Annotated in this window: 23 protein-coding genes; all 23 read right to left on the bottom strand. The window is 51.0% G+C overall.

Translation table 11 applies throughout. The features are described from left to right. Positions 1–2: 2 nt before the first annotated feature. Positions 3–791 carry a FliA/WhiG family RNA polymerase sigma factor gene (locus EH198_RS01615; RefSeq protein ID WP_124693802.1) on the bottom strand — a complete coding sequence of 263 codons (789 nt, stop codon included), beginning with the start codon at positions 789–791 and terminating at the stop codon, positions 3–5. A gap of 85 nt (positions 792–876) precedes the next feature. Further along, on the bottom strand, positions 877–1,293 hold the full coding sequence (locus EH198_RS01610; RefSeq protein ID WP_124693801.1) for a hypothetical protein: 417 nt from the start codon (positions 1,291–1,293) through the stop codon (positions 877–879). Between the two features lies 1 nt (position 1,294). Next, positions 1,295–1,792: a chemotaxis protein CheD gene (locus EH198_RS01605; RefSeq protein ID WP_124694494.1), complete on the bottom strand. Its 498-nt coding sequence runs from the start codon at positions 1,790–1,792 to the stop codon at positions 1,295–1,297. Next, positions 1,785–2,378 carry a chemotaxis protein CheC gene (locus EH198_RS01600; RefSeq protein WP_379310252.1) on the bottom strand — a complete coding sequence of 198 codons (594 nt, stop codon included), beginning with the start codon at positions 2,376–2,378 and terminating at the stop codon, positions 1,785–1,787. The genes EH198_RS01605 and EH198_RS01600 overlap by 8 nt, the downstream gene beginning before the upstream one ends. Before the next feature lie 37 nt (positions 2,379–2,415). Next, the gene (locus EH198_RS01595) at positions 2,416–2,877 is read right to left on the bottom strand and encodes a chemotaxis protein CheW (RefSeq protein ID WP_124693799.1); all 462 of its coding nucleotides are present in this window, start codon (positions 2,875–2,877) and stop codon (positions 2,416–2,418) included. Positions 2,878–2,904: 27 nt separating this feature from the next. After that, entirely contained in the window at positions 2,905–4,971 is a 2,067-nt protein-coding gene (locus EH198_RS01590) for a chemotaxis protein CheA (protein WP_124693798.1), read from the bottom strand. Positions 4,972–5,004: 33 nt separating this feature from the next. After that, the gene (locus EH198_RS01585) at positions 5,005–6,408 is read right to left on the bottom strand and encodes a protein-glutamate methylesterase/protein-glutamine glutaminase (protein ID WP_124693797.1); all 1,404 of its coding nucleotides are present in this window, start codon (positions 6,406–6,408) and stop codon (positions 5,005–5,007) included. A gap of 38 nt (positions 6,409–6,446) precedes the next feature. Then, a complete protein-coding gene (locus tag EH198_RS01580) occupies positions 6,447–7,328 on the bottom strand; it encodes a MinD/ParA family protein (RefSeq protein WP_124693796.1) in 882 nt (293 codons plus the stop codon). Next, positions 7,325–8,692, bottom strand: a complete 1,368-nt coding sequence (gene flhF / locus EH198_RS01575; RefSeq protein ID WP_124693795.1) for a flagellar biosynthesis GTPase FlhF — start codon at positions 8,690–8,692, stop codon at positions 7,325–7,327. Before flhF ends, EH198_RS01580 begins: the two co-directional genes overlap by 4 nt. Further along, positions 8,689–10,722 carry a flagellar biosynthesis protein FlhA gene (gene flhA / locus EH198_RS01570; RefSeq protein ID WP_124693794.1) on the bottom strand — a complete coding sequence of 678 codons (2,034 nt, stop codon included), beginning with the start codon at positions 10,720–10,722 and terminating at the stop codon, positions 8,689–8,691. Before flhA ends, flhF begins: the two co-directional genes overlap by 4 nt. An 18-nt stretch (positions 10,723–10,740) precedes the next feature. Continuing rightward, positions 10,741–11,829, bottom strand: coding sequence for a flagellar biosynthesis protein FlhB (flhB, locus tag EH198_RS01565; RefSeq protein WP_124693793.1), 1,089 nt, complete (start codon positions 11,827–11,829; stop codon positions 10,741–10,743). Between the two features lie 22 nt (positions 11,830–11,851). Further along, positions 11,852–12,640, bottom strand: coding sequence for a flagellar biosynthetic protein FliR (fliR, locus tag EH198_RS01560; RefSeq protein WP_124693792.1), 789 nt, complete (start codon positions 12,638–12,640; stop codon positions 11,852–11,854). A 5-nt stretch (positions 12,641–12,645) separates the two neighbouring features. Continuing rightward, positions 12,646–12,915 carry a flagellar biosynthesis protein FliQ gene (gene fliQ / locus EH198_RS01555; RefSeq protein ID WP_124693791.1) on the bottom strand — a complete coding sequence of 90 codons (270 nt, stop codon included), beginning with the start codon at positions 12,913–12,915 and terminating at the stop codon, positions 12,646–12,648. 22 nt (positions 12,916–12,937) lie between these two features. Next, on the bottom strand, positions 12,938–13,702 hold the full coding sequence (gene fliP / locus EH198_RS01550) for a flagellar type III secretion system pore protein FliP (RefSeq protein ID WP_124693790.1): 765 nt from the start codon (positions 13,700–13,702) through the stop codon (positions 12,938–12,940). Further along, a complete protein-coding gene (locus EH198_RS01545) occupies positions 13,699–14,205 on the bottom strand; it encodes a flagellar biosynthetic protein FliO (RefSeq protein ID WP_124693789.1) in 507 nt (168 codons plus the stop codon). The genes fliP and EH198_RS01545 overlap by 4 nt, the downstream gene beginning before the upstream one ends. Before the next feature lie 9 nt (positions 14,206–14,214). Continuing rightward, a complete protein-coding gene (locus EH198_RS01540; RefSeq protein ID WP_019910416.1) occupies positions 14,215–14,580 on the bottom strand; it encodes a response regulator in 366 nt (121 codons plus the stop codon). A gap of 28 nt (positions 14,581–14,608) precedes the next feature. After that, a complete protein-coding gene (gene fliY / locus EH198_RS01535; protein WP_124693788.1) occupies positions 14,609–15,943 on the bottom strand; it encodes a flagellar motor switch phosphatase FliY in 1,335 nt (444 codons plus the stop codon). Next, positions 15,933–16,931 (bottom strand): flagellar motor switch protein FliM, encoded by a 999-nt coding sequence (fliM, locus tag EH198_RS01530; RefSeq protein ID WP_124693787.1) that lies wholly within the window; start codon positions 16,929–16,931, stop codon positions 15,933–15,935. Before fliM ends, fliY begins: the two co-directional genes overlap by 11 nt. Before the next feature lie 38 nt (positions 16,932–16,969). After that, complete coding sequence (locus EH198_RS01525; protein WP_124693786.1) at positions 16,970–17,440, bottom strand: flagellar basal body-associated FliL family protein; 471 nt, start codon at positions 17,438–17,440, stop codon at positions 16,970–16,972. Continuing rightward, positions 17,437–17,661 (bottom strand): flagellar FlbD family protein, encoded by a 225-nt coding sequence (locus EH198_RS01520; protein ID WP_025335365.1) that lies wholly within the window; start codon positions 17,659–17,661, stop codon positions 17,437–17,439. Before EH198_RS01520 ends, EH198_RS01525 begins: the two co-directional genes overlap by 4 nt. Positions 17,662–17,907: 246 nt before the next feature. Continuing rightward, a complete protein-coding gene (gene flgG, locus EH198_RS01515; protein ID WP_124693785.1) occupies positions 17,908–18,726 on the bottom strand; it encodes a flagellar basal body rod protein FlgG in 819 nt (272 codons plus the stop codon). 115 nt (positions 18,727–18,841) lie between these two features. Continuing rightward, positions 18,842–19,231 carry a TIGR02530 family flagellar biosynthesis protein gene (locus EH198_RS01510; protein ID WP_124693784.1) on the bottom strand — a complete coding sequence of 130 codons (390 nt, stop codon included), beginning with the start codon at positions 19,229–19,231 and terminating at the stop codon, positions 18,842–18,844. Continuing rightward, complete coding sequence (gene flgD / locus EH198_RS01505) at positions 19,228–19,710, bottom strand: flagellar hook assembly protein FlgD (RefSeq protein WP_124693783.1); 483 nt, start codon at positions 19,708–19,710, stop codon at positions 19,228–19,230. Before flgD ends, EH198_RS01510 begins: the two co-directional genes overlap by 4 nt. Positions 19,711–19,718 lie beyond the last annotated feature (8 nt).

The raw sequence follows: 19,718 nt of genomic DNA, 5'->3' as shown, positions 1-19,718 counted from the left end.
GGCTAATCATTTTGCATCAGAAGATCCCGATTCTTCTCAAGCGTCCCCCGCAGTCTCAGTATCGCCTTGGAATGGAGCTGTGATATACGGGAAGGGGACAGCGACATAACCTCTGCAATTTCACTCAAAGATAAATCTTCATAATATAAAAGGGACACGACGGTCCGTTCTTTCACTGTTAGTTTCTCGATGCCCTTGATAAGCGTTTCACGCAGATAGAACTCATTCACTTTACGGTCCGGGTTCTTGGCTTTGTCGTCAACCAGTACGGACATCCGAGTCTCTGAATCCTCTTCCCGAATCGGATCCTCTAATGAACACAACGTCATTACTGCCACATCCTGCAGCATGCCTTGGAACTCCCGCTCGGTTATATTTAAATAGCTGCTCATTTCTTCGTCGCTGACGGATCTTAAGTACTTTTGTTCCAATTGCTGGTAGGCATCCTCAATTTTCTTCGCCTTTTCACGGACCGAGCGGGGCACCCAGTCGCCTTGGCGGAGAGAATCAAGAATTGCGCCACGGACTCGCCAGGAGGCGTAAGTTTGAAATTGCAATCCCCGTTTATAGTCAAACTTCTCAACCGCATCGATTAGTCCCATAACCCCATTGCTCGCCAAATCTTCCTTCGAGACATTTTTGGGCAGACCTACGGCCAAACGGCCGGAGACATAATCCACTATGGGCAGATATTTCTCGATCAGCTTTTTTTTGGCTTCCGGGTCTCCCTGTTCTTTCCACTGTTCCCAGAGGCCCTCATGATCCAAATGAGAAGCTTTATGCTCGTTCAACGGCTTTCACCCCTCCCAAAGTGTAATCGGCGAGTATACGGGCCGGGTTCATCGAATTCCACAGATCATTTCCCACTTCACTCGCTTATTCTTTTTTTAGGTGACGAACGGCCTTGGCCAATTCTTCAGGATCTTTCATCGAGACCAATTGGGGAGGCTGAAGAGGTTTAAATTCTTCATTTCCTTGATTCCCTTGTCCGGCCTTTGGTTTGAGCAAATCCTTCAATTCCTCATCCTCGTCCGGAGTCGAAATATCCAGCCTGGCGCCCAACGTCTCCTTATTATCATCCGAAGCGTCGGACGGCTTGTCGGGATTTGCGGTTTGTTTAACAATAAGACCCAATACCCATCTCAGGGCAAAAGCAAGCACAAACCAGAGAATAAATCCGGTCAATCCGCGGAAAAGGCTGGTAAGCGGCAGATTGTTCCGCATTGAAAACAAAAAGGTAAAGACAAAGCCGACCAGACCGCAAATAAAGTTTATCAAAATGGTTCCGATCATATTATAATTCCTTGACGCCTTTTTGCACACTGCGGATGTTCAGCAGTCCGGTGCTGCATGCGATCTCGATCGTGCGGCCGTAACTGCCGCCCGTATCTTCAGCCACCAGCGGAATGCTCAATTTGTCTAAAGCCAGCTTACAGGATTCCACATTCCGCGGGCCGATTCTCATCGTGTCGTTTCCGCCGGCAAAAGCAAACATCTGGGAGCCGCCTGCCATTTTTGCGATAATCCGGCTACGTGTGGCTCCGAGCTTCAGCAGACGGGATAGAAGCTCGGGAATTGCGGTATCCGCGAATTTGGCAATGTTGAGCTTCCCCTCGCGGGCGATTTCCGATGTCGGCAGCATTACGTGAGCCATTCCCCCGAGCTTTTTGCCGGGATCGTACATCGTAAGGCCAACGCATGAACCGAGGCCCGTCGTACGGATCACATTGTTCTGACTGCCTACATTGAGATCGGCCATTCCTACTTTTATTAAGCTCTGCTCCTCAATCATCTTCAAACGGCACTCCCAGGGATTTGAAAATCTTAGGGAAAGATTCCGGATCGGGAATCAGAAAGAACTGGCCTTCGATCTCATCCTTTCCTTCCAGGAAAGTCGTATCGATCAACAATGCGTCATCTCCCATCTGTCCGAACTGAAGCAGGCCATAACTCAAAATCGCTCCTGCCATATCCATCGCTAAAGCCGGAACCGTCGGGTACATAGATAATGAGGTGAAATCAGCCAGAGACGAGAGATAAGAACCCGCCAAAATATTGCCGATCTCGTTAAGTGCGGACAATTCCATCTCACTGAGCTCTTCAACCGAAACTGCGGAGATGCCTGCTACGCGGCTCAGCAAGCTGCGGGCCGCATCCGGTGTCAGGATGAAAAAAAGATTCCCGGGCGCCTCGCCTTCAACACGCAGAAACACCGCGTAGACAAGCTCTTCGGCACCGCCCACTTTTTCCGCGATCTCCTCAAATCCGAGCAATTGGACTTTAGGAACGGCCATATCAATCGGTTTGTTCAGCAGCTGAGATAACGCGGTGGCAGCGTTCCCGGCTCCGATGTTTCCGACTTCCTTGAGCACATCCATTTTGAAATCTTTTTGATGCTTAAACAGTTCCACGGTGTTAGCCCTCTAAGCTTTCCAGCTGCACAATTTCATTCTTGTTGAGAACCTCTGACAAATTAAGCATGATCAGCAGACGGTCCTCTCCGATTTTGGCCACCCCGTCAAGATACTTGGCTTTAATACCCCCTACAACTTCGGGAGGAGTATCGATGGACTCTCTGTTCAAGTCAATAACATCGTTGGCCGAATCCACGATAAAGCCAACCTCCATCTCATTAACGACAACGATAATGACGCGGGTCTGATCGGTATGCTCCGCTTCTTCCAGACCGAATCTTCCGCGAAGATCGATCACCGGAATAACGACGCCGCGCAGATTGATAACGCCCTTGATAAAAGCGTACGTCTTCGGGACCCGCGTAATGGGCATCAGACGTTCGATCGTTTGGACTTTATCCACTTCGATGCCGTATTCTTCGGTACCCAATTTAAAGACAATTACTTTAATATCTTCCGCCATGGATTAAACCTCCCTGTATGGTTTCTCTTATTTGATAAATGCGTTGGGATCAATAATTAACGCCACTTGTCCGTCGCCAAGGATTGTGCCACCCGAAATTCCCTGGATTTCCGGCAAGTATTTGCCCAAATTTTTGATGACAATCTCGTTCTGGCCGATAAAATCCTGCACTGTGAGAGCAGCGAGCTTGTCTCCCTTGCGGATAACAACGATCTCCGTCTCCTCTTCTTCGCTCTCGTCGTAATCCGCCACATCGAAGATGGCCCCTAGGGATACGACCGGAATATGGGAGCCCCGGAATTCCACCATCTTAGAGCCGTGAACACTGCGGATCTGCGAACGACTCACAATTCCGGTCTCCACTATGGAAGAAAGCGGAATCGCGTACTTCTCCGAGCCAAGCCGGATCAGCATAGCAGCGATAATGGACAGGGTGAGCGGAAGCTGTACCGAGAAATTCGTTCCTTTTCCGGGAGTGGAATAAATGGTGACATTGCCCCCGAGCGATGAGATCTTGGCTTTGACGACATCGAGTCCGACTCCCCTACCAGAAATATCGGAAATGACCTCAGCCGTGCTGAAACCCGCCGCGAACAGCAGTTGATGGGCTTCATTGTCTGTCATCGCTGCCGCTTGCTCCGCGGTAACGATTCCTTTCTTTATCGCCGATTTCAGCACTTTCTCGCGGGAAATGCCGGCGCCGTCGTCCTGAATTTCAATGAAGACATGATTGCCGCTGTGGAATGCCCGCAAATGGATGGTGCCTGTCTCCGATTTGCCCGCGGCGATCCGGTCGGATACCGATTCGACCCCATGGTCCAACGCATTGCGAAGCAGATGGACGAGCGGATCGCCGATTTCATCGACGACAGTCCGGTCGAGCTCTGTTTCGGCGCCTGTAATAATAAGATCTACCTTTTTGTCGAGTGACTTGGCCAAATCGCGAATCATGCGCGGGAACCGGTTGAACACCGTATCTACCGGCACCATGCGCAGCTTCATGACGATGTCCTGCAGGTCCCCGCTGACGCGGCTCATATGCTCGACCGTCTCTGTCAACTCGGTGCTCTGGATATCCGAAGCGAGCTGCTCCAGCCTCACACGGTCAATCAAGAGCTCACTGAGCAAGTTCATCAGCACATCCAAACGATCGATGTCAACGCGTATTGTGCGCGAAGGAGCGTTGCCGCTTTTGGCGGGAGCTTTCTTGGCTTCTTCCTTCGGGGCGGTTGCCGGCGTCGCTTGGGGAGCCGGAGGCGGAATATCCTGCCGCTTCGGCTCGGAGGCCGGAGCCTCAGCCGTGGCGGCGACCGCCGCCTGTCCAAGCTGACTCAGCGACTCCACATCAAGCGCAAGCGACGTTACTTTGTCGATCTCGGAGACACCCATAATCAGAGCCTGCATTTCTTCGGCCGTCTTCTGGGTTATGTAGTAAAGCGAAAAGCTGTAATCGAATTTTTCCTGCTCGATATCCTGAACCGGCGGGAAGGTTTTCACGACTTCGCCGTAGCGCTCCAGCAGTTCAAAGACCATATAAGCTCTGACCGCGCGGAGTTGACAATCCTTGCGGAGCGAAACTTCAATGAACAGCACCTGGTTCCCTTCCTGGATCGATTGTTCAAGAACCGAAAATTGGAATTGATCGAGCAGTGCGGGCGTTTCCGCTTCTATTGGAGCGGCTGCTGAGGGCGTGTCTCCTTCTGCGGAAGGCACTTCGCCGCGAACGATAGCCTGAAGGGAGGCTACGATGGAAGTAACGTCCGCCTTGCCTTCGCCACCGGCGGTAATGTCCTGAACCATGGCTTCAAGCGCGTCAAGGCTCTTGAACAGAGTATCAAAAATAAATTCCTGCATAACCAGCTTACCGTTACGCACCAGATCAAGCACGTTCTCCATTTGGTGCGTCAAAGAAGCCAGATCTTCAAAGCCCATTGTCGCCGCCATGCCTTTTAAAGTATGCGCGGAGCGGAAGATCACCTGTACGATGCTAAGATCGTCCGGACTTGCCTCCAGCCCCATCATATTTTCGTTCAAAGACTGCAGATGATCGTTCGACTCATCAATAAACATGGATAAATACTGATTCATGTCCATGCCTAGACACCTACCCTTCACGTTCGCTTTTCGTTATTTAACGACCTGAACCAGCCTTGGAGCAATGTCTTGCAACGGTAAAATATAACTGACGCACTGCAGTTCAACCGCAGAACGCGGCATTCCGTAAACGACGCAAGTTTCCTCGCTCTCGGCAAAAGTCGACCTGATGCCGGCGTCGTATAATGACTTCATCATCTTGGCGCCATCGCTTCCCATCCCGGTCATGATAACCGCATGCCGCTCCAGAGAATCGAGCGGCAGCAGGGATTCGAACAGCGTATCCACCGATGGCCGATGTCCGTTCCGGGCTTCCTCCTTCGTCAAGCTGATGGCAAACTGACCGCTTGCAGTCTCCGTAACCTTCATGTGATAGCCTCCCGGCGCGATATATGCCGCTCCCTTCCTCAGAATCATTCCTTGCTCTGCCTCCATGACATCCAGCGGGCTGAATGTATTCAACCTCTGGGCAAGCGATTTGGTGAAATTGGGGGGCATATGCTGAACAATAACGATCGGAGCGGGAAAATCGGCTGGAATCTTCTCCAAAAAAGCCTTCAGCGCACGGGGGCCGCCCGTTGAACATCCGACGGCCACAAGCTTATCCAGACCTTTCACGCCCGATTTTCGTTCTCTGCCGGTTACTGAAGGAGTGCCCGGGACCCCTCCGGCGGCGGCTGCCGTCTTAGGTCTGGAAGCATCAGGTGCTCGGGTTTCCGCCTTTGGCTCCGAGGATGCCTTGAAAGGTCCGTCGGCCCGATTCGCCTCCGGCGGAATGACCTTGAATCGGTCTCCCTGCCGAGCAGGCTTATTCAAGCTCTTGATATCAACCGGTTTTGCGGTATCCGACGTGACCGGAGCTTGGGAGATTCTCGTCTCCCGGTGAAGCAATCGGTTCGTTGTTCCCTCAAAGCCTCCGGCGGGCTTGTCCGCCGGCTTGGTAGGAGACTGAGAAGGAACAGACTCGGGCTTCGGCGGCACGGAAGGGGCTTCGGCGGCCAAAAGCGCGGAAGCGGACCGGGCCTCCCGGCGTTCGCGTTCCAGCATGGCTTCCTTCATTTGCTCCCTTAACGATTCCCCGACGCTGTTGATATCATGGGCGCTGGAAATCGAAGGTTTGCGGATAAAGTCAAAAGCTCCGCCTTCCAATGCCAATATCGTCTCTTTCATCCCTTCTTCATTAATGCCGGATAGCATAATGACGGGAAGAGGATGGTCAAGCATTATTCTTTTCAACGCCTCCAAGCCGTTCATTTCCGGCATCTCCACGTCCATGGTGACAAGATCAGGCTGCAGCTCCTTTACCTTGTCAACCGCTTCCCGGCCGTTTACCGCCGTTGCCGTTACTTGGAACTCTGCATCCTTTTCAATTAAATCGGAAATGATTTTGCGCATAAATGCCGAATCATCCACAACCAAAACTTGATATGGCTTCATGTCATTTCCACCTTTGTCCCTCGAATTCAGAACATTTCTTATTTTCGGCGAAGCCACTTACTGATAAAGCCCTTTATTCCTTGAGGTCCCGCCATGGCAGGAGGCCGGTCGGATGTCAAATATTGCAGCGTCAGTCTATGTACATCCTTCGCAGCGGCGCTGTTCGGGTAAGCCATCGAGAAAGGGACCTGGCGCTTTACGGCTTGAACCACATGGGTGTCGCTGGTGATATATCCCAGGAACGGGATATCCAACTGCAGGAAACGCTGGGCGGCCATCCGGATTTTGTCGCTTGTCGCATTTGCTTCCCTGAAGTCAAAAGCTTGATTGACAATCAGTTTGAATGCGACATGCGGATGGCTCTTGTGCACCACTTTCATCAATGCGTAGGCATCGGTGATAGCTGTCGGCTCGGGCGTGGTGACAACAAGGCAATCGTCGGCGGAAGCGATGAATTTCATCGTTTCCTTGGACAGACCGGCACCGGTATCGAAGAGAATATAGTCCATATCATCGGCAATTGCGGCAATCTGGGAAGTGAAGTAATTCAGATCGCTTTCCGACAGCGAGAACAGCTCTTCCATTCCGGAACCTCCGGCAATAAAAGGGAGACGGTTAGGGCCGATTTGAATAATCTGCTCGATACCGGCTTCTCTGCCCAACAAATGATAAAGATTGTACGTCGGGGTAACGCCCATCAGTACATCCAGATTCGCCATACCGATGTCGGCGTCGAACAGAAGCACTTTTTTCCCTAGACTCTTGAGTGCGAGCGCGAAGTTGAGAGTGAAATTCGACTTGCCTACTCCGCCCTTTCCGCTGCAAACGGTGATAATTCGCGCCGAATGTTCTCCACCTTCGTCAAGCATTCGGTTCTGTCCGGCGACAAGCTGTCTTAACGATTGCGCTTGGTCCATCATTGCTCACCCGTTCCTAACAGTAAATCACACAGCAGCTCTTCAGACGGCACAAGCAAATCGTCAGGAACGTTCTGGCCGTTGGTCATATAAGAAAGCGAAAGCGGGTAATCGTTCAGCAAATTGAACATGGGCCCAAAGCTTCCCGTTTCGTCCAGCTTGGTGACGATGATCTTATCCAGCCGGTATTTGCTGAAATGCTCAGTAATAAGCTTCATATCCCTGCTCTTCGAGGTCAGACTGAGGACCAGATACGTCTCACTCTTCAATGTCGGCGCCAGCAGACTCTGCAATTCGGCAACGAGCAGCTCGTTGCGGAAGTTTCTTCCCGCAGTGTCCATCAACACAAGATCGCAGCCCTCCAGCCGGGACAATGCCCGCTGCAAATCACCCGGCGACTGAATGACTTCAAGAGGCACATTCAATATGGATGCATATGTGCGAAGCTGCTCCACCGCCGAGATGCGGTACGTATCGGAAGTAATCATTCCAACCTTTCGGCCATGCCGGAATAGCTGGTCGGCTGCAAGCTTGGCCAAGGTGGTCGTCTTACCTACTCCGGTCGGACCGGCGACGTACAGGAGCTTTGTATCAGGGGCGACCCCGCCTCCAATTCTGGTAGACAGGAAATTGACCACCTGTTCTTTGATAGCCTCATCAAACTTCTCCTGCGGCCACTGCCTTCCGGCATTATTCCAGGCATCCAGCACATCGCCGATCCATTCCTCCACAAGCGCACTGTCCGTTTCCTGTTCGATCAGCCGCTCCCGCAACTGATTCAGCCGATCCGGCAGTTCTCTTGATTCGGCGGACTGGCGGGCAATCCGTTCGATCCACTGCTTCATTTCTTTAATTTCATTAAGAATGCCGTCGTCAGTAGGACGTTCTGGACTAACGGAAGCCATGGACGGAGCCGCCGCAGGCTGGTCGGAATCGGCTTCTTCTTGTGGGACATGAACCGGTGCTTCAAGCTTCGTTTCCTGGACCGTCTTCTCCGTCAACACGGCTACCGCGCCTTGTTTCTCGGCTGCTCCTTGCAACGCGGCCGCAATCTCGGCAAAGCTTCGGGGTGGCTCCGTACCGCCTGGGGCGGCATTGACCGAAGACGAGGCGTACGCCTGCCGGTATGCGTTTGGAACACCTGCCCTTGGAACAGAAGACGAGGTATCCCGGCTGCCGCCAGCCGTCTTTTTCTGTTCTTTTTCGACCGCGGCAACTACTTCAATCTTCTTTTTTCTGAACATTCCCATGAATCCGCCGGTCCTGATCTCCTTCGTGCTCAGGATAACGGCGTCGCTTCCAAGCTCGCTGCGAATGGAATGCATGGCGTCCGGCATCGTATCGACAACGTAACGCTTCACTCTCATAAATTCACCACTCCAACGCTTTGAATTTCAATATTGGGCTCCAGCTCGCTGTAAGACAGCACCGGAATATCCTGCATCGTCCGCTCTATGACCTGTCGCAAATACATGCGGATGGTAGGCGAAGTCAGCACAATTGGCTGCTGCCCCGATTGCAAAAGGCGGTTGATTTGCTCCATGAGACGCTGATACACTGTCTGGGTTGACACGGGATCAAGCGCCAAGTAACTGCCGTGCTCCGATTGCTGGACGCTTTCGGCGATTTTTTTCTCGAGCGATGGTCCCACCGTAATCACCTTAAGCGTTTCTCCCGATTGTGAGAACTGCTGGGTTATTTGCCGCGACAGAGCCTGCCTTACATACTCTGTGAGGACGTCGGGATCTTTCGTATAAGTGCCGTAATCGGCAAGCGTTTCAAAAATAGTAACTAAGTCCCGGATCGAGATCTTTTCGCGCAGCAGCTTTGCCAGCACTTTCTGCAAATCCCCGATGGAGAGGACGGACGGAATCAATTCATCCGCCAGCACAGGATAATTTTCGCGAATATTGTCGACCAGCATTTTCGTTTCCTGCCGCCCGAGCAGTTCATAGCCATGACGCTTGATCAGCTCGGTCAAGTGAGTAGCAACAACGGACGGTGGATCGACCACTGTATAGCCTGCCAGCTCAGCCCGTTCCTTTACCGATTCATCGATCCACAAAGCGGGCAATCCGAACGACGGTTCAACCGTTTCAATGCCGGTAATCGACTCATCATCATACCCGGGACTCATTGCCAAATAGTGATTAAGTAGTAATTCACCACCGCCGACCTGATTTCCTTTAATTTTTATGACATATTCATTCGGTTTTAGTTGAATATTGTCGCGAATACGAATAACGGGAACGACAAGTCCCATTTCAAGCGCGCACTGCCGTCGAATCATAATGATCCGGTCGAGCAAATCGCCTCCTTGCTGAGTATCCGCCAGCGGAATCAATCCGTAGCCGAACTCGAATTCAATCGGGTCGACGCTCAGCAAGCTGATCACGCTCTCCGGACTGCGCACCTCCTCAATCTGCTTTTCTTCGACAAGCTGCTCTTCGGCGATCGCCTTGCGGCTCAGGTTCTGCGTCATCCGATAGGCGGCAAAGGCCAAAAGTCCTGCAAGCGGCAGTGTGGTTATGGCATGAATCGGTGTAAAAAGACCCAAAAAGGCGACCGTAATAGCAACGATGTACAAAAGTTTCGGATAAGACAGCAATTGCCCTGTCAGATCTTCCGCCAGATTGCCATCCGAAGAAGCCCGGGTAACGATGAGGCCGGCTGCGGTCGAAATGAGCAGAGCAGGTATTTGGCTGACCAGACCGTCCCCGATCGTCAGCACGGAGTAAGTTGACAGCGCATCTTGGAAGGGCATGCCATGTATGGCAATCCCGATAATGAAGCCGCCGATCAAATTGATCAGCAGAATGATAATGCTGGCGATGGCATCTCCCTTGACGAATTTGCTCGCCCCGTCCATCGCTCCGTAGAAATCCGCTTCACGCTCAACATTTTGCCGGCGCTCACGGGCTTGCTGCTCGTTGATCATGCCCGCGTTCAAATCGGCGTCGATGCTCATCTGCTTGCCGGGCATCGCGTCCAGCGTAAATCTCGCGCCCACCTCGGCGACGCGCTCCGAACCCTTCGTAATAACGATAAACTGCACAACGACGAGAATCAGAAATACGATGAACCCGATGGCGATTTGTCCCCGCGCAATCCAGCTGCCGAACGTCGCTACAACCGAACCGGCCTCGCCATCAGACAATATCAGCTTTGTTGTAGAGATGTTCAGCGCCAAGCGAAACAGGGTCGTAATGAGCAGCAGCGACGGAAAGATGGAGAACTGAAGGGGCTCCTTCGTATTCATCGCCACCAGAATAATCGTAAGCGCAATCGAAATATTAACGACCAGCAGAAAGTCGAGAAGCTCCTTGGGAATAGGAAGAATCATCATCAGCACAATGCCGATAATGCCGATCAATACAGTTAAATCCTTAGCTTTCAATGCATTCTACCTCCCCTGCTATCTCTTTCTGCCTTTTAGCTTATATACATAGGCCAGCACTTCGGCAACCGCCTGGAACAGATCCGCGGGAACAGAATCCCCAATCTCCGCCCTTTGAAACAGCGCCCGTGCAAGCGGCTTGTTTTCCATCGTCATCACGCCGTGTTCCTTGGCAAGCTCACGGATGCGGAGTGCGACGTAATCCTGGCCTTTGGCCACAATCTGCGGCGCCTCCATTTTGGAACCGTCATATTTCAGAGCGACCGCGAAATGAGTCGGGTTCGTAATGATTACATCGGCTTTGGGAACTTCCTGCATCATCCGCTGCATCGCCATCCGGCGTTGGCGCTCCCTGATTTTTCCTTTAATCAGCGGATCGCCTTCCATTTTTTTGTACTCGTCCTTGATCTCCTGTTTGGACATTCTAAGACTCTTCTCATGTTCGTAACGCTGGTACATATAATCGAGCACAGCCATAATCAGCAGGGCCGCACCGATTTTGATGCCGAGAACTATGGTCAACTTGGCTGTAAAGTGAAAAATGCTTTCCGTGCCAACAAGGGCAAGAGACGCAAAATCTTTTTTCTGCCCCCATAATGTGCTGTATACCAGATAAGCGATGATCAGCAGCTTAAAGATTGATTTCAACATTTCGACAAACGACCGCATGGAAAAAATATTCCTGAGGCCTTTAAGCGGATTAATCTTGCTGAACTTTGGGGTAACGCCCTCTCCGGTTACCATAAAACCAACCTGTGCTACGCTGGAAACCAATGCAAGGATGAAAGTAATCCCCATTAGCGGTCCAAGCATAATCAGAATCTGCATTCCGTATTCGTTCATCATCTGCTGCACATTGGACGAGGTGACCTCCATCGTGAGCCGGTTGATAAAGACGTCAGTAAACAGCGTCATAACCCGTTCCTTCAAAAATCCCCCGAACATCGTCAGACTCAGCACCCCGGACAGCAGGACGATCGCGCCCGAAAGCTCGGCGCTTTTGGCAATTTGGCCTTTTCTGCGGGCATCCTGCCGCTTCTTCGGTGTCGCCTTTTCCGTCTTCTCTCCACCAAAAAGCTGGAGGTCGAGTTTATATCGATAGGCCAAATCCGGCCCTCCTTACCTTCATTTACGGACTGTTCCCCATCATGGTAAGCAAATTGCGCATGGATTCGAACATAATGTTGAACAGGCTCTGAAAAAGCGCGGCCAAGGTAGGCATTAACACAAGCAGCAGCACCAGGCCGACAATAATTTTTAGCGGAACGCCGATGACGAACACATTATACTGCGGCGCGGTTCTGGCCAAATAAGCAAGTCCGATATCCGTCAGAAACAGCGCGGTCACCAATGGAGCGGACATTTGAAAAGCAAGCACAAACGACTGCGCGAATGATCGGACCAAGAAATCCGACAGACTTCCGTCCATCATTTTCACCAGAAGCTGATTGTCCAAAGGCACCCAGTTGTAACTGTTGATAATGGCGTCGAGCAAATAATGATGGCCGTTCATCCCAAGGAACATCAGCAACGCGATCATATACTTAAAGTTGCCGAGCAAGGGCGACGAAGCCCCCGTCATCGGATCGATGACATTCGCAATCCCGAAGCCGATCTGAATGTCGATGAACGAACCGGCCGTTTGGATCGCCATGAACATCAGATAGCCCATATAGCCTAGCAGCAGTCCGATCAGGGATTCCCTGATGATCAGCAGAATAATGCCGAGATCTTCCGGAGCCGTGACGCCTGTCCCTCTCGCGCTGAATACAATTAGGGAAACGAAAAAAGAAATCCCGATTTTGAATGTCGTAGGTAAGCTTCGAGAAGAAAAGACAGGAACGACAACAAAAAAAGCTGTAATTCGACAAAAAATAAGCAAAAAGACAGGAAAACCTTTCAAGATGGTATCGATCATGGTATTCATCCGATATACAGATAAAGATTACCCAGTATTTGGGATGTGAAGTCGACAAGCTTGGTCACAATCCAGGGACCGAACAATAGCAGGGCCAGCAGCACGGCGACGATTTTGGGGACAAAGGCTAGCGTCTGTTCTTGAATCTGGGTCGTTGCCTGAAAAATACTGATAATCAGTCCGACAACCAAACCGAAAATCAGCATAGGCGCGCTGACCTCAAGCATCAAATATACCGCCTGACCCGCAAGACCGATAATAAATTCCGTATTGATATCCTTCGCCTCCTATTCTCCGTCAGGTGCCGTAGCTGAGCAGCAGCGATTTGACTACCAGATACCAACCGTCCACCAGCACGAACAGCATGATTTTAAAAGGCAGCGAGATCATAACCGGCGGCAGCATCATCATGCCCATTGCCATAAGCGTGCTGGCAACCACAATGTCGATTATTAAAAAAGGGATGAAAATCATAAAGCCCATTTGAAAAGCCGTTTTCATTTCACTCATTGCAAAAGAAGGCACGAGCACCGTCAGCGGAATATCGGTGTACGTGGCTGGTTTGTTGTTGCCCGTATAGCCGTTGTATTTCATGAACAGCAGCAAATCCTTCTCATGCGTATATTTGAACATAAACTTTTTCATCGGATCGGCGGCTTTGTTCAAAGCTTCCGTCTGAGTAATCTGGCCTTTGATATAAGGCTGAAGCGCCGTCTGGTTCACTGTCGACAAGGTTGGCGTCATTACGAACAGCGTCAGAAAAAGAGCGAGCCCCACAAGCACCTGGTTAGGCGGCATCTGCTGCGTTCCGAGTGAAGTGCGGATGAAGCCCAGCACAATGACAATCCGGGTAAAGCTGGTCATCAAAACCAAAAACGCCGGAGCCACGCTCAGAACCGTAACCAGCAACAAAATGGAAATGGAACTGGTGCCGCTCTGACCACCGCTACCTCCAACCTGAATGTCGATATTCGGAATCGGCTCGGCGGCATAGATCGGTCGGAGAGCCAGGAAACTTACAACGCCTATCAGCAGGAAGGCAAACAAAAACTTTTTTTTCATGATTCCCCCTGCCTGTCCTTTTGGTCTTCGCCGCCAAGCAGCTCCTCTATCTTCTTGTTCCGGTCCGGAGAACGAAGCTTGGACTGCAGCATCTCATAGAAAGAAGAAGTTTCGTTCAGATCCATTTCCTGAGACTGAACTTCCCCGCGCAGCCTTCCCCTTACCTTGGAAATCAGCGGAATGAGGAAATTGCTGCCTGAGGCGGACTGCTCCTCAAAGGCCGATACGATAATCGCCACTTCATCGGGATCGGTGATCTTATCCAGAATCGATACATTATCGCCAACTCCGATCAAATAGAGGCTGCCCCCGACTTCGATGACCTGCATCGACTTGCCCGGACCTAGCCCTACCGCACCCAGGGTGCGCATGGAACGGCCGCTCATCCAAGTCTGATTGCGCCGTCCCAGAAACCGGATCAACAGTATTATGATAACGATAATGACCGCCAGCACAAAAATAACATTGAGCAAATTCAGCAAGTAGTTGCCTGTGCCGGACATGGGCTATTCCTACACGCCGAGCGTCTTGTTGATGGCTTCAATAACGCGGTCGGCTTGGAATGGCTTAACAATAAAGTCCTTCGCTCCCGCTTGGATTGCGTCAATAACCATAGCCTGCTGACCCATAGCGGAGCACATAATAACCTTGGCGTTGGCATCCACTTTTTTGATTTCTTTCAGGGCCGCGATTCCGTCCATTTCCGGCATGGTAATGTCCATGGTGATCAGGTCGGGACGCAGTTCCTTGAATTTTTCAATCGCCTGGGAACCGTCCTGGGCTTCTCCTACCACTTCAAAACCATTTTTCGATAAAATATCGCGAATCATCATTCTCATAAATGCAGCATCGTCCACGATCAGAATTCGGTTAGCCATTTTTACAAAATCCTCCCTAAATTATGCTTTATTGTAATTTTTGAATTCGGTCCCATTGGCTTACAATATCCGTTACGCGAACGCCGAAGTTTTCGTCGATTACCACAACTTCCCCCTTGGCAATCAGCTTATTGTTCACCAGAATATCGACGGGCTCGCCGGCAAGCTTGTCCAGTTCAATAATCGATCCCTGCGACATTTCAAGAATATCTTTGATCTGCTTCTGGGTCCTTCCTAATTCTACGGTTACTTTCAGGGGTATGTCCATCAGTAAGTTCAAATTATTTTCGTCAATATTTCCAAAAGCGTTGCCGCTAAGATTGGCGAACTGTACCGGCTGGACATTGACATTTCGATTCGGAGGGGAAGACGGCGGCGGGGTCTGTGAATAAGGCGTTCCCTGCTGCGGCATTCCCTGGGGCGGCATGCCGTATGGAGGCATACCTGGCATTCCATAAGGCGGCATACCGTACGGCGGATAATAATATCCTCCTTCGGGCATTCCCGGATACGGCTGCTGCACTGGAGGAATCTGCTGCTGCGGCGCCTGCTGTTCTGGCGACGACTGCGGCGGCTGCTGAGCCGCTGGAGCGGCCTGCTGCGCAGCAGGCACGGACTGGGCCGCTTCCGGCTTCGCCGGAGCTTCTACAGCTGCAGCCGGCTCTTCGCTTGGAGCAGCAACGTCGCCCAGCAGCATTGTTACCATATCCTTTGCAAACTGTACAGGCAGCAGCTGCATGATGGTCGAATCGATCAAATCGCCGATTATGAGGCGGAATGATATTCGAATCAGCGTCTCGTCTTCCGGCAGGCTTCCTACCCCCTCGCCGCTCGACATATTGAGAATATCGATATCAGGCGGCGATATGTTGACAAACCGGTTAAAGATAGTCGACATCGACGTGGCGGATGAGCCCATCATTTGATTCATGGCCTCCTGTACGGCACTGACATGAATCTCATTCAGCTCTTCGTCTTTTGGCTCTCCGTTTCCGCCAAGCATCAGATCGGCAATAACCTGTGCGTCCCGAATCTTGATCACGAGCGAGTTAATGCCCTGAAACCCGTCCACATATTGCACATGAACGGCAACATGAGGCTTTGGAAAGGCCTCTTCAAATTCGCTGCGCTTAATAATGGAAACTTGCGGAGTCGTAATGTCCACTTTTTTGCCCAGCAGAGTCGAAAGCGCCGTTGCGGCGCTGCCAAAAGTTATGTTCCCAATTTCACCCAATGCATCCTGCTCAAACGGAGTCAGAAAATCATCCACCGTCTTCTCGGAAGATGCGCTTGCTTCGCTTTCCGCCGATTGTCTTAAAAGAGCGTCGATTTCTTCCTGGGATAAATAATCTTTACTCGTCACGTTCTTCAACTCCTTCGCTGACAATCTCGTCAATTTGCACGGCTACCCGGTCCTTGACCATACCCGGACTACCGATGAACTTCAGCTTGTCTCCCACCCTGATTGACAGTCCGGTATCAACGGTCCTGTTCAGCGAGATGACGTCTCCTACGTTCAGGCCGAGGAATTCGGATATGGAAATCATGGATTGCCCGAGTTCAGCAACGATTGGAAGCTGAGCCCGGTTCACGCTGGCTTTGATCGTCTCCACTTCCTGTTCGTCCCGCATCTTTTTCTCCGAGACAAACCATTGATGAACGGACAGCCTGGACATAATCGGTTCAAGGACGACATGCGGAATGCAAAGATTGATCATTCCCGTTGTATCGCCGATCTTGGTGCTTAGCGAGATAAGCGCAATCGTCTCGTTGGGGGATACAATCTGCATAAACTGCGGATTTGTCTCCAGCGCTTCCATTCGGGGTTCAATGTCCAGCACCGTCTTCCAGGCCTCCTGCAGGCTTTCGAAGCATCTGCTGAATATGCGCTCCATAATGGTTGTCTCGATCTCGGTCAGGGTTGTAATTTTGGAAGGCGCCGTTCCGATTCCTCCCAGCAGCCTGTCAAGCATGGCAAAGGCGATATTCGGATGCACCTCCATTACCATTCTGCCTTCCAAGGGTTCGGCTTCAAAAATATTCAAAATGGTCATCTTGGGGATGGAACGGATGAATTCATCATACGGCAGCTGCTCCACCTGAACGACACTGATCTGGACAAATGTTCGCAATTGCGCCGAAAAGTACGTTGTAAGGTAACGCGCAAAGTTTTCATGAATCCGGGTCAGGCTTCGGATATGATCCTTCGAGAATCGTACGGCCCGTTTGAAGTCATACGAACGTATTTTGCGCTGGGTTTCTTCTTTTTTTAGTTCGTCGGCGTCCATCTCGCCGGATGAGAGAGCGGCAAGCAGGGCATCAATCTCGTTTTGCGACAGTACATCAACCATTCAATCACCCCCCATAAGTAAACTTGGAATCCGGCAGTTTATATCGTAGCCAAAATATAATTGGTAATCTCGACCTGAGTCAGCTTTCCTTCTGTTAACGTGTTGTTGATCAAGTTGACAAGCTTGCTGCACAACCGGTCCTTCCCAGCCGCTCCGTTCAGTTCCTGCGGCTTGACATCAGCCAGTGCTTTGATAATGAGCGGTTTGATCTTGATTTCCTTGATTTTCTCGAACTCTTCCTTAGCCGTTTCGGTATCCAATTGGAAGGCGAAATTTATAGAAACGATATAATCGGGATCGGCGAGATTGGTTTTAATTTCGGTAATTTCCGAAGTCATGGCTACAATTTCATCAGCGGTCAGCTTTTTGGTTTCCACCTGCTGCGCCGTATCGTTAACCGCGTTTCCGGTGTCGTCGGAAAACCATTTATTCATCAGCAAAAAGGCGGCAACCACGATCAAAGTAATCGCAAGCAAAATCGTGATGAGCCAAGGCAGCATCTTTTTCATGAAGGCTCCTCCTGTGTATGGACTTTAATGGTGGCTGAATGGGCACCGATTTCCTTATTGTAGTCCCTTATTTTCGCAATAACTTCATCGGCTTTTTCAAGAACGATCAGCCTTTTGCCCGTTACAAGCGTGATGTAGGTATCCGGGCTTTCTTCCACCATTTCCACCAGCAGGGCATTCAGCCACATTGGCGATCCGTTTAATCGTGTTACCGAGATCATGCGAGGCCTCCTAATAAGGAGAAACGGCTGCGCCATCCTTTTACTAGGCGGACACTCGTTTCTCGTAAAAATATAAAGTGGATGATAAGAGCAAAACTTAAAATCTTATATTTCAAAAAGCTGGGCGAGACAAGCCTCTCCCGGTTTGAAGTCCGTTTCCTTGATGGAAAAAGCGAAACGAATCTATTATACTGCAAGACCGGCAGCCGAGTATATTGAAAATGCGACTGCCGGCATATTCTAAAATTAGCGTTTCAGATTAACGACTTCCTGAAGCACTTCATCCGATGTCGTAATAATCCGGGAGTTCGCTTGGAAACCGCGTTGAGCGACGATCATTTCCGTAAATTCGCCCGTCAGATCGACATTGGACATTTCCAGCTGACCCGCAACAATCGCTCCGGTTCCAGCTGCCGTATTGTTGGCGGTTGTGGGCTCCAAAGCGCCTCCCGCGTTGGCATTCAAGGTCATGCGATACAGATTGCCTCCGATTTTCTCCAGGCCCTGCGGGTTGCTTACTTTGGCGACGCCGATCTGGACTCCCGGTTCGGTCGTTCCGTCAGCCATCGTTTGGATGATCGTCCCGTCGTTGGAAATGGAGAAGGAGGTAACGTCCTCTCCAATCACTATCGGCTCGCCGCCCGAGTCCAGCACATGAAGACCGTCGGAGGTAACCAGATTGCGGCTAGCGTCTACGTGGAAATCCCCGGCGCGCGTCAGAAAGGGAGTCTCTTGATCTCCGGACAGATTCACCATAAAAAAGCCGTCTCCGTCGATCCGCAGATCGGTCGGATTATTGGTCGTTTGGGCGCTTCCGGCCAGATGCAGCGTATCAACGGAACCGATGCTCACACCCAATCCGATCTGTTTGGCGTTAACGCCGCCCTGCGCGTCATCGCTCGGAGCAGAAACGCCGGAAATCGTCTGGCTCATAATATCTTTGAACATAACGCGTCCAGACTTAAAGCCGATTGTATTAACATTCGCGATATTGTTGCCGATAACATCCAATTTGGTTTGAAAGCCGCGCATGCCGGAAACACCGGAGTACATGGATCTTAACATGATATTACCTCCCAGAAATGGAGCTTAGAAGCTCTTTAAATTTGATTGAATTCGTTGAGTTGGACCGCGTCAGTCGGTCGGCGGTCGCTCCGGCTCTCCGTTAGGACCGGCCGGGTTAAGAAATGATAACTGCACTATCGATTTGGGTGAACACGTTGTCTTTCATAGAATCGCCGTCCATTGCCGTCACTACGGTTCGGTTCGCCACACTTACAATCAGCGCCACATCTTTCATCAAAATCAGCGATTCCTTGCTTCCTTTGGCCGCCGCTTTATCTACGGCTGAAGAAATCTGATCAAGCTGCTTATTTCCGAGCTGAATGCCGCGCTGCTCCAAACGTTTTGCCGCATGATTGCTGAATTTCAGCAGTTTCCGCTGCAGTACGCTCTCGAAGGTCCCTTCCGATGATGGAAGTACGGTGTTCTTTCCTGCGTTTGGGCGCTGCAGCAAGCCGGGATGATGAACTCCTGTATACATCTGGCCTACGGTCATTTTATCGTTCATGACTCCGCCCCGCTTCCTCCGCCGCCTACTGTTTCCGCACCAGAGTCGCTGCTGCCGTTCTGAATTCTAGTAATGTCCGTAAGCGCGATTTTCTCCTTGCCGACGAGCGCGTATTGAACGCCTCCGCTCACCACAATAGAGTCCACCGCTCCCGATTTCTCCTGTGAAGTGGAGCTGTCGAGCCAGCTGACATTTTTTCCAATTAGACCAGAAACCGAACCGAGCGATTGATTAAGCGCCGTAAGCTGATTGGAAATGTTCATAAGCTGTTCGACAGATGAGAATTGAGCCATTTGGGCGATAAATTCCTTGTCTTCCATAGGCTGCATCGGGTCCTGATTTTGAAGCTGCGTAATTAAAATTTTCAGGAATTGATCTTTACCGAGCGATGTGCTGCCAGTACTGCTGCTTGTACTGTTGGCTGCCGAATAATTCGGCCATACACTGCCCGTGGATATAATGCTGTCTGAGGTTGCCATTACCTTTC

Source organism: Paenibacillus rhizophilus (genome assembly GCF_003854965.1).
Taxonomy (GTDB): Bacteria; Bacillota; Bacilli; order Paenibacillales; family Paenibacillaceae; genus Paenibacillus_AQ; species Paenibacillus_AQ rhizophilus.
This window is presented reverse-complemented; position numbering and strand designations above follow the sequence as displayed.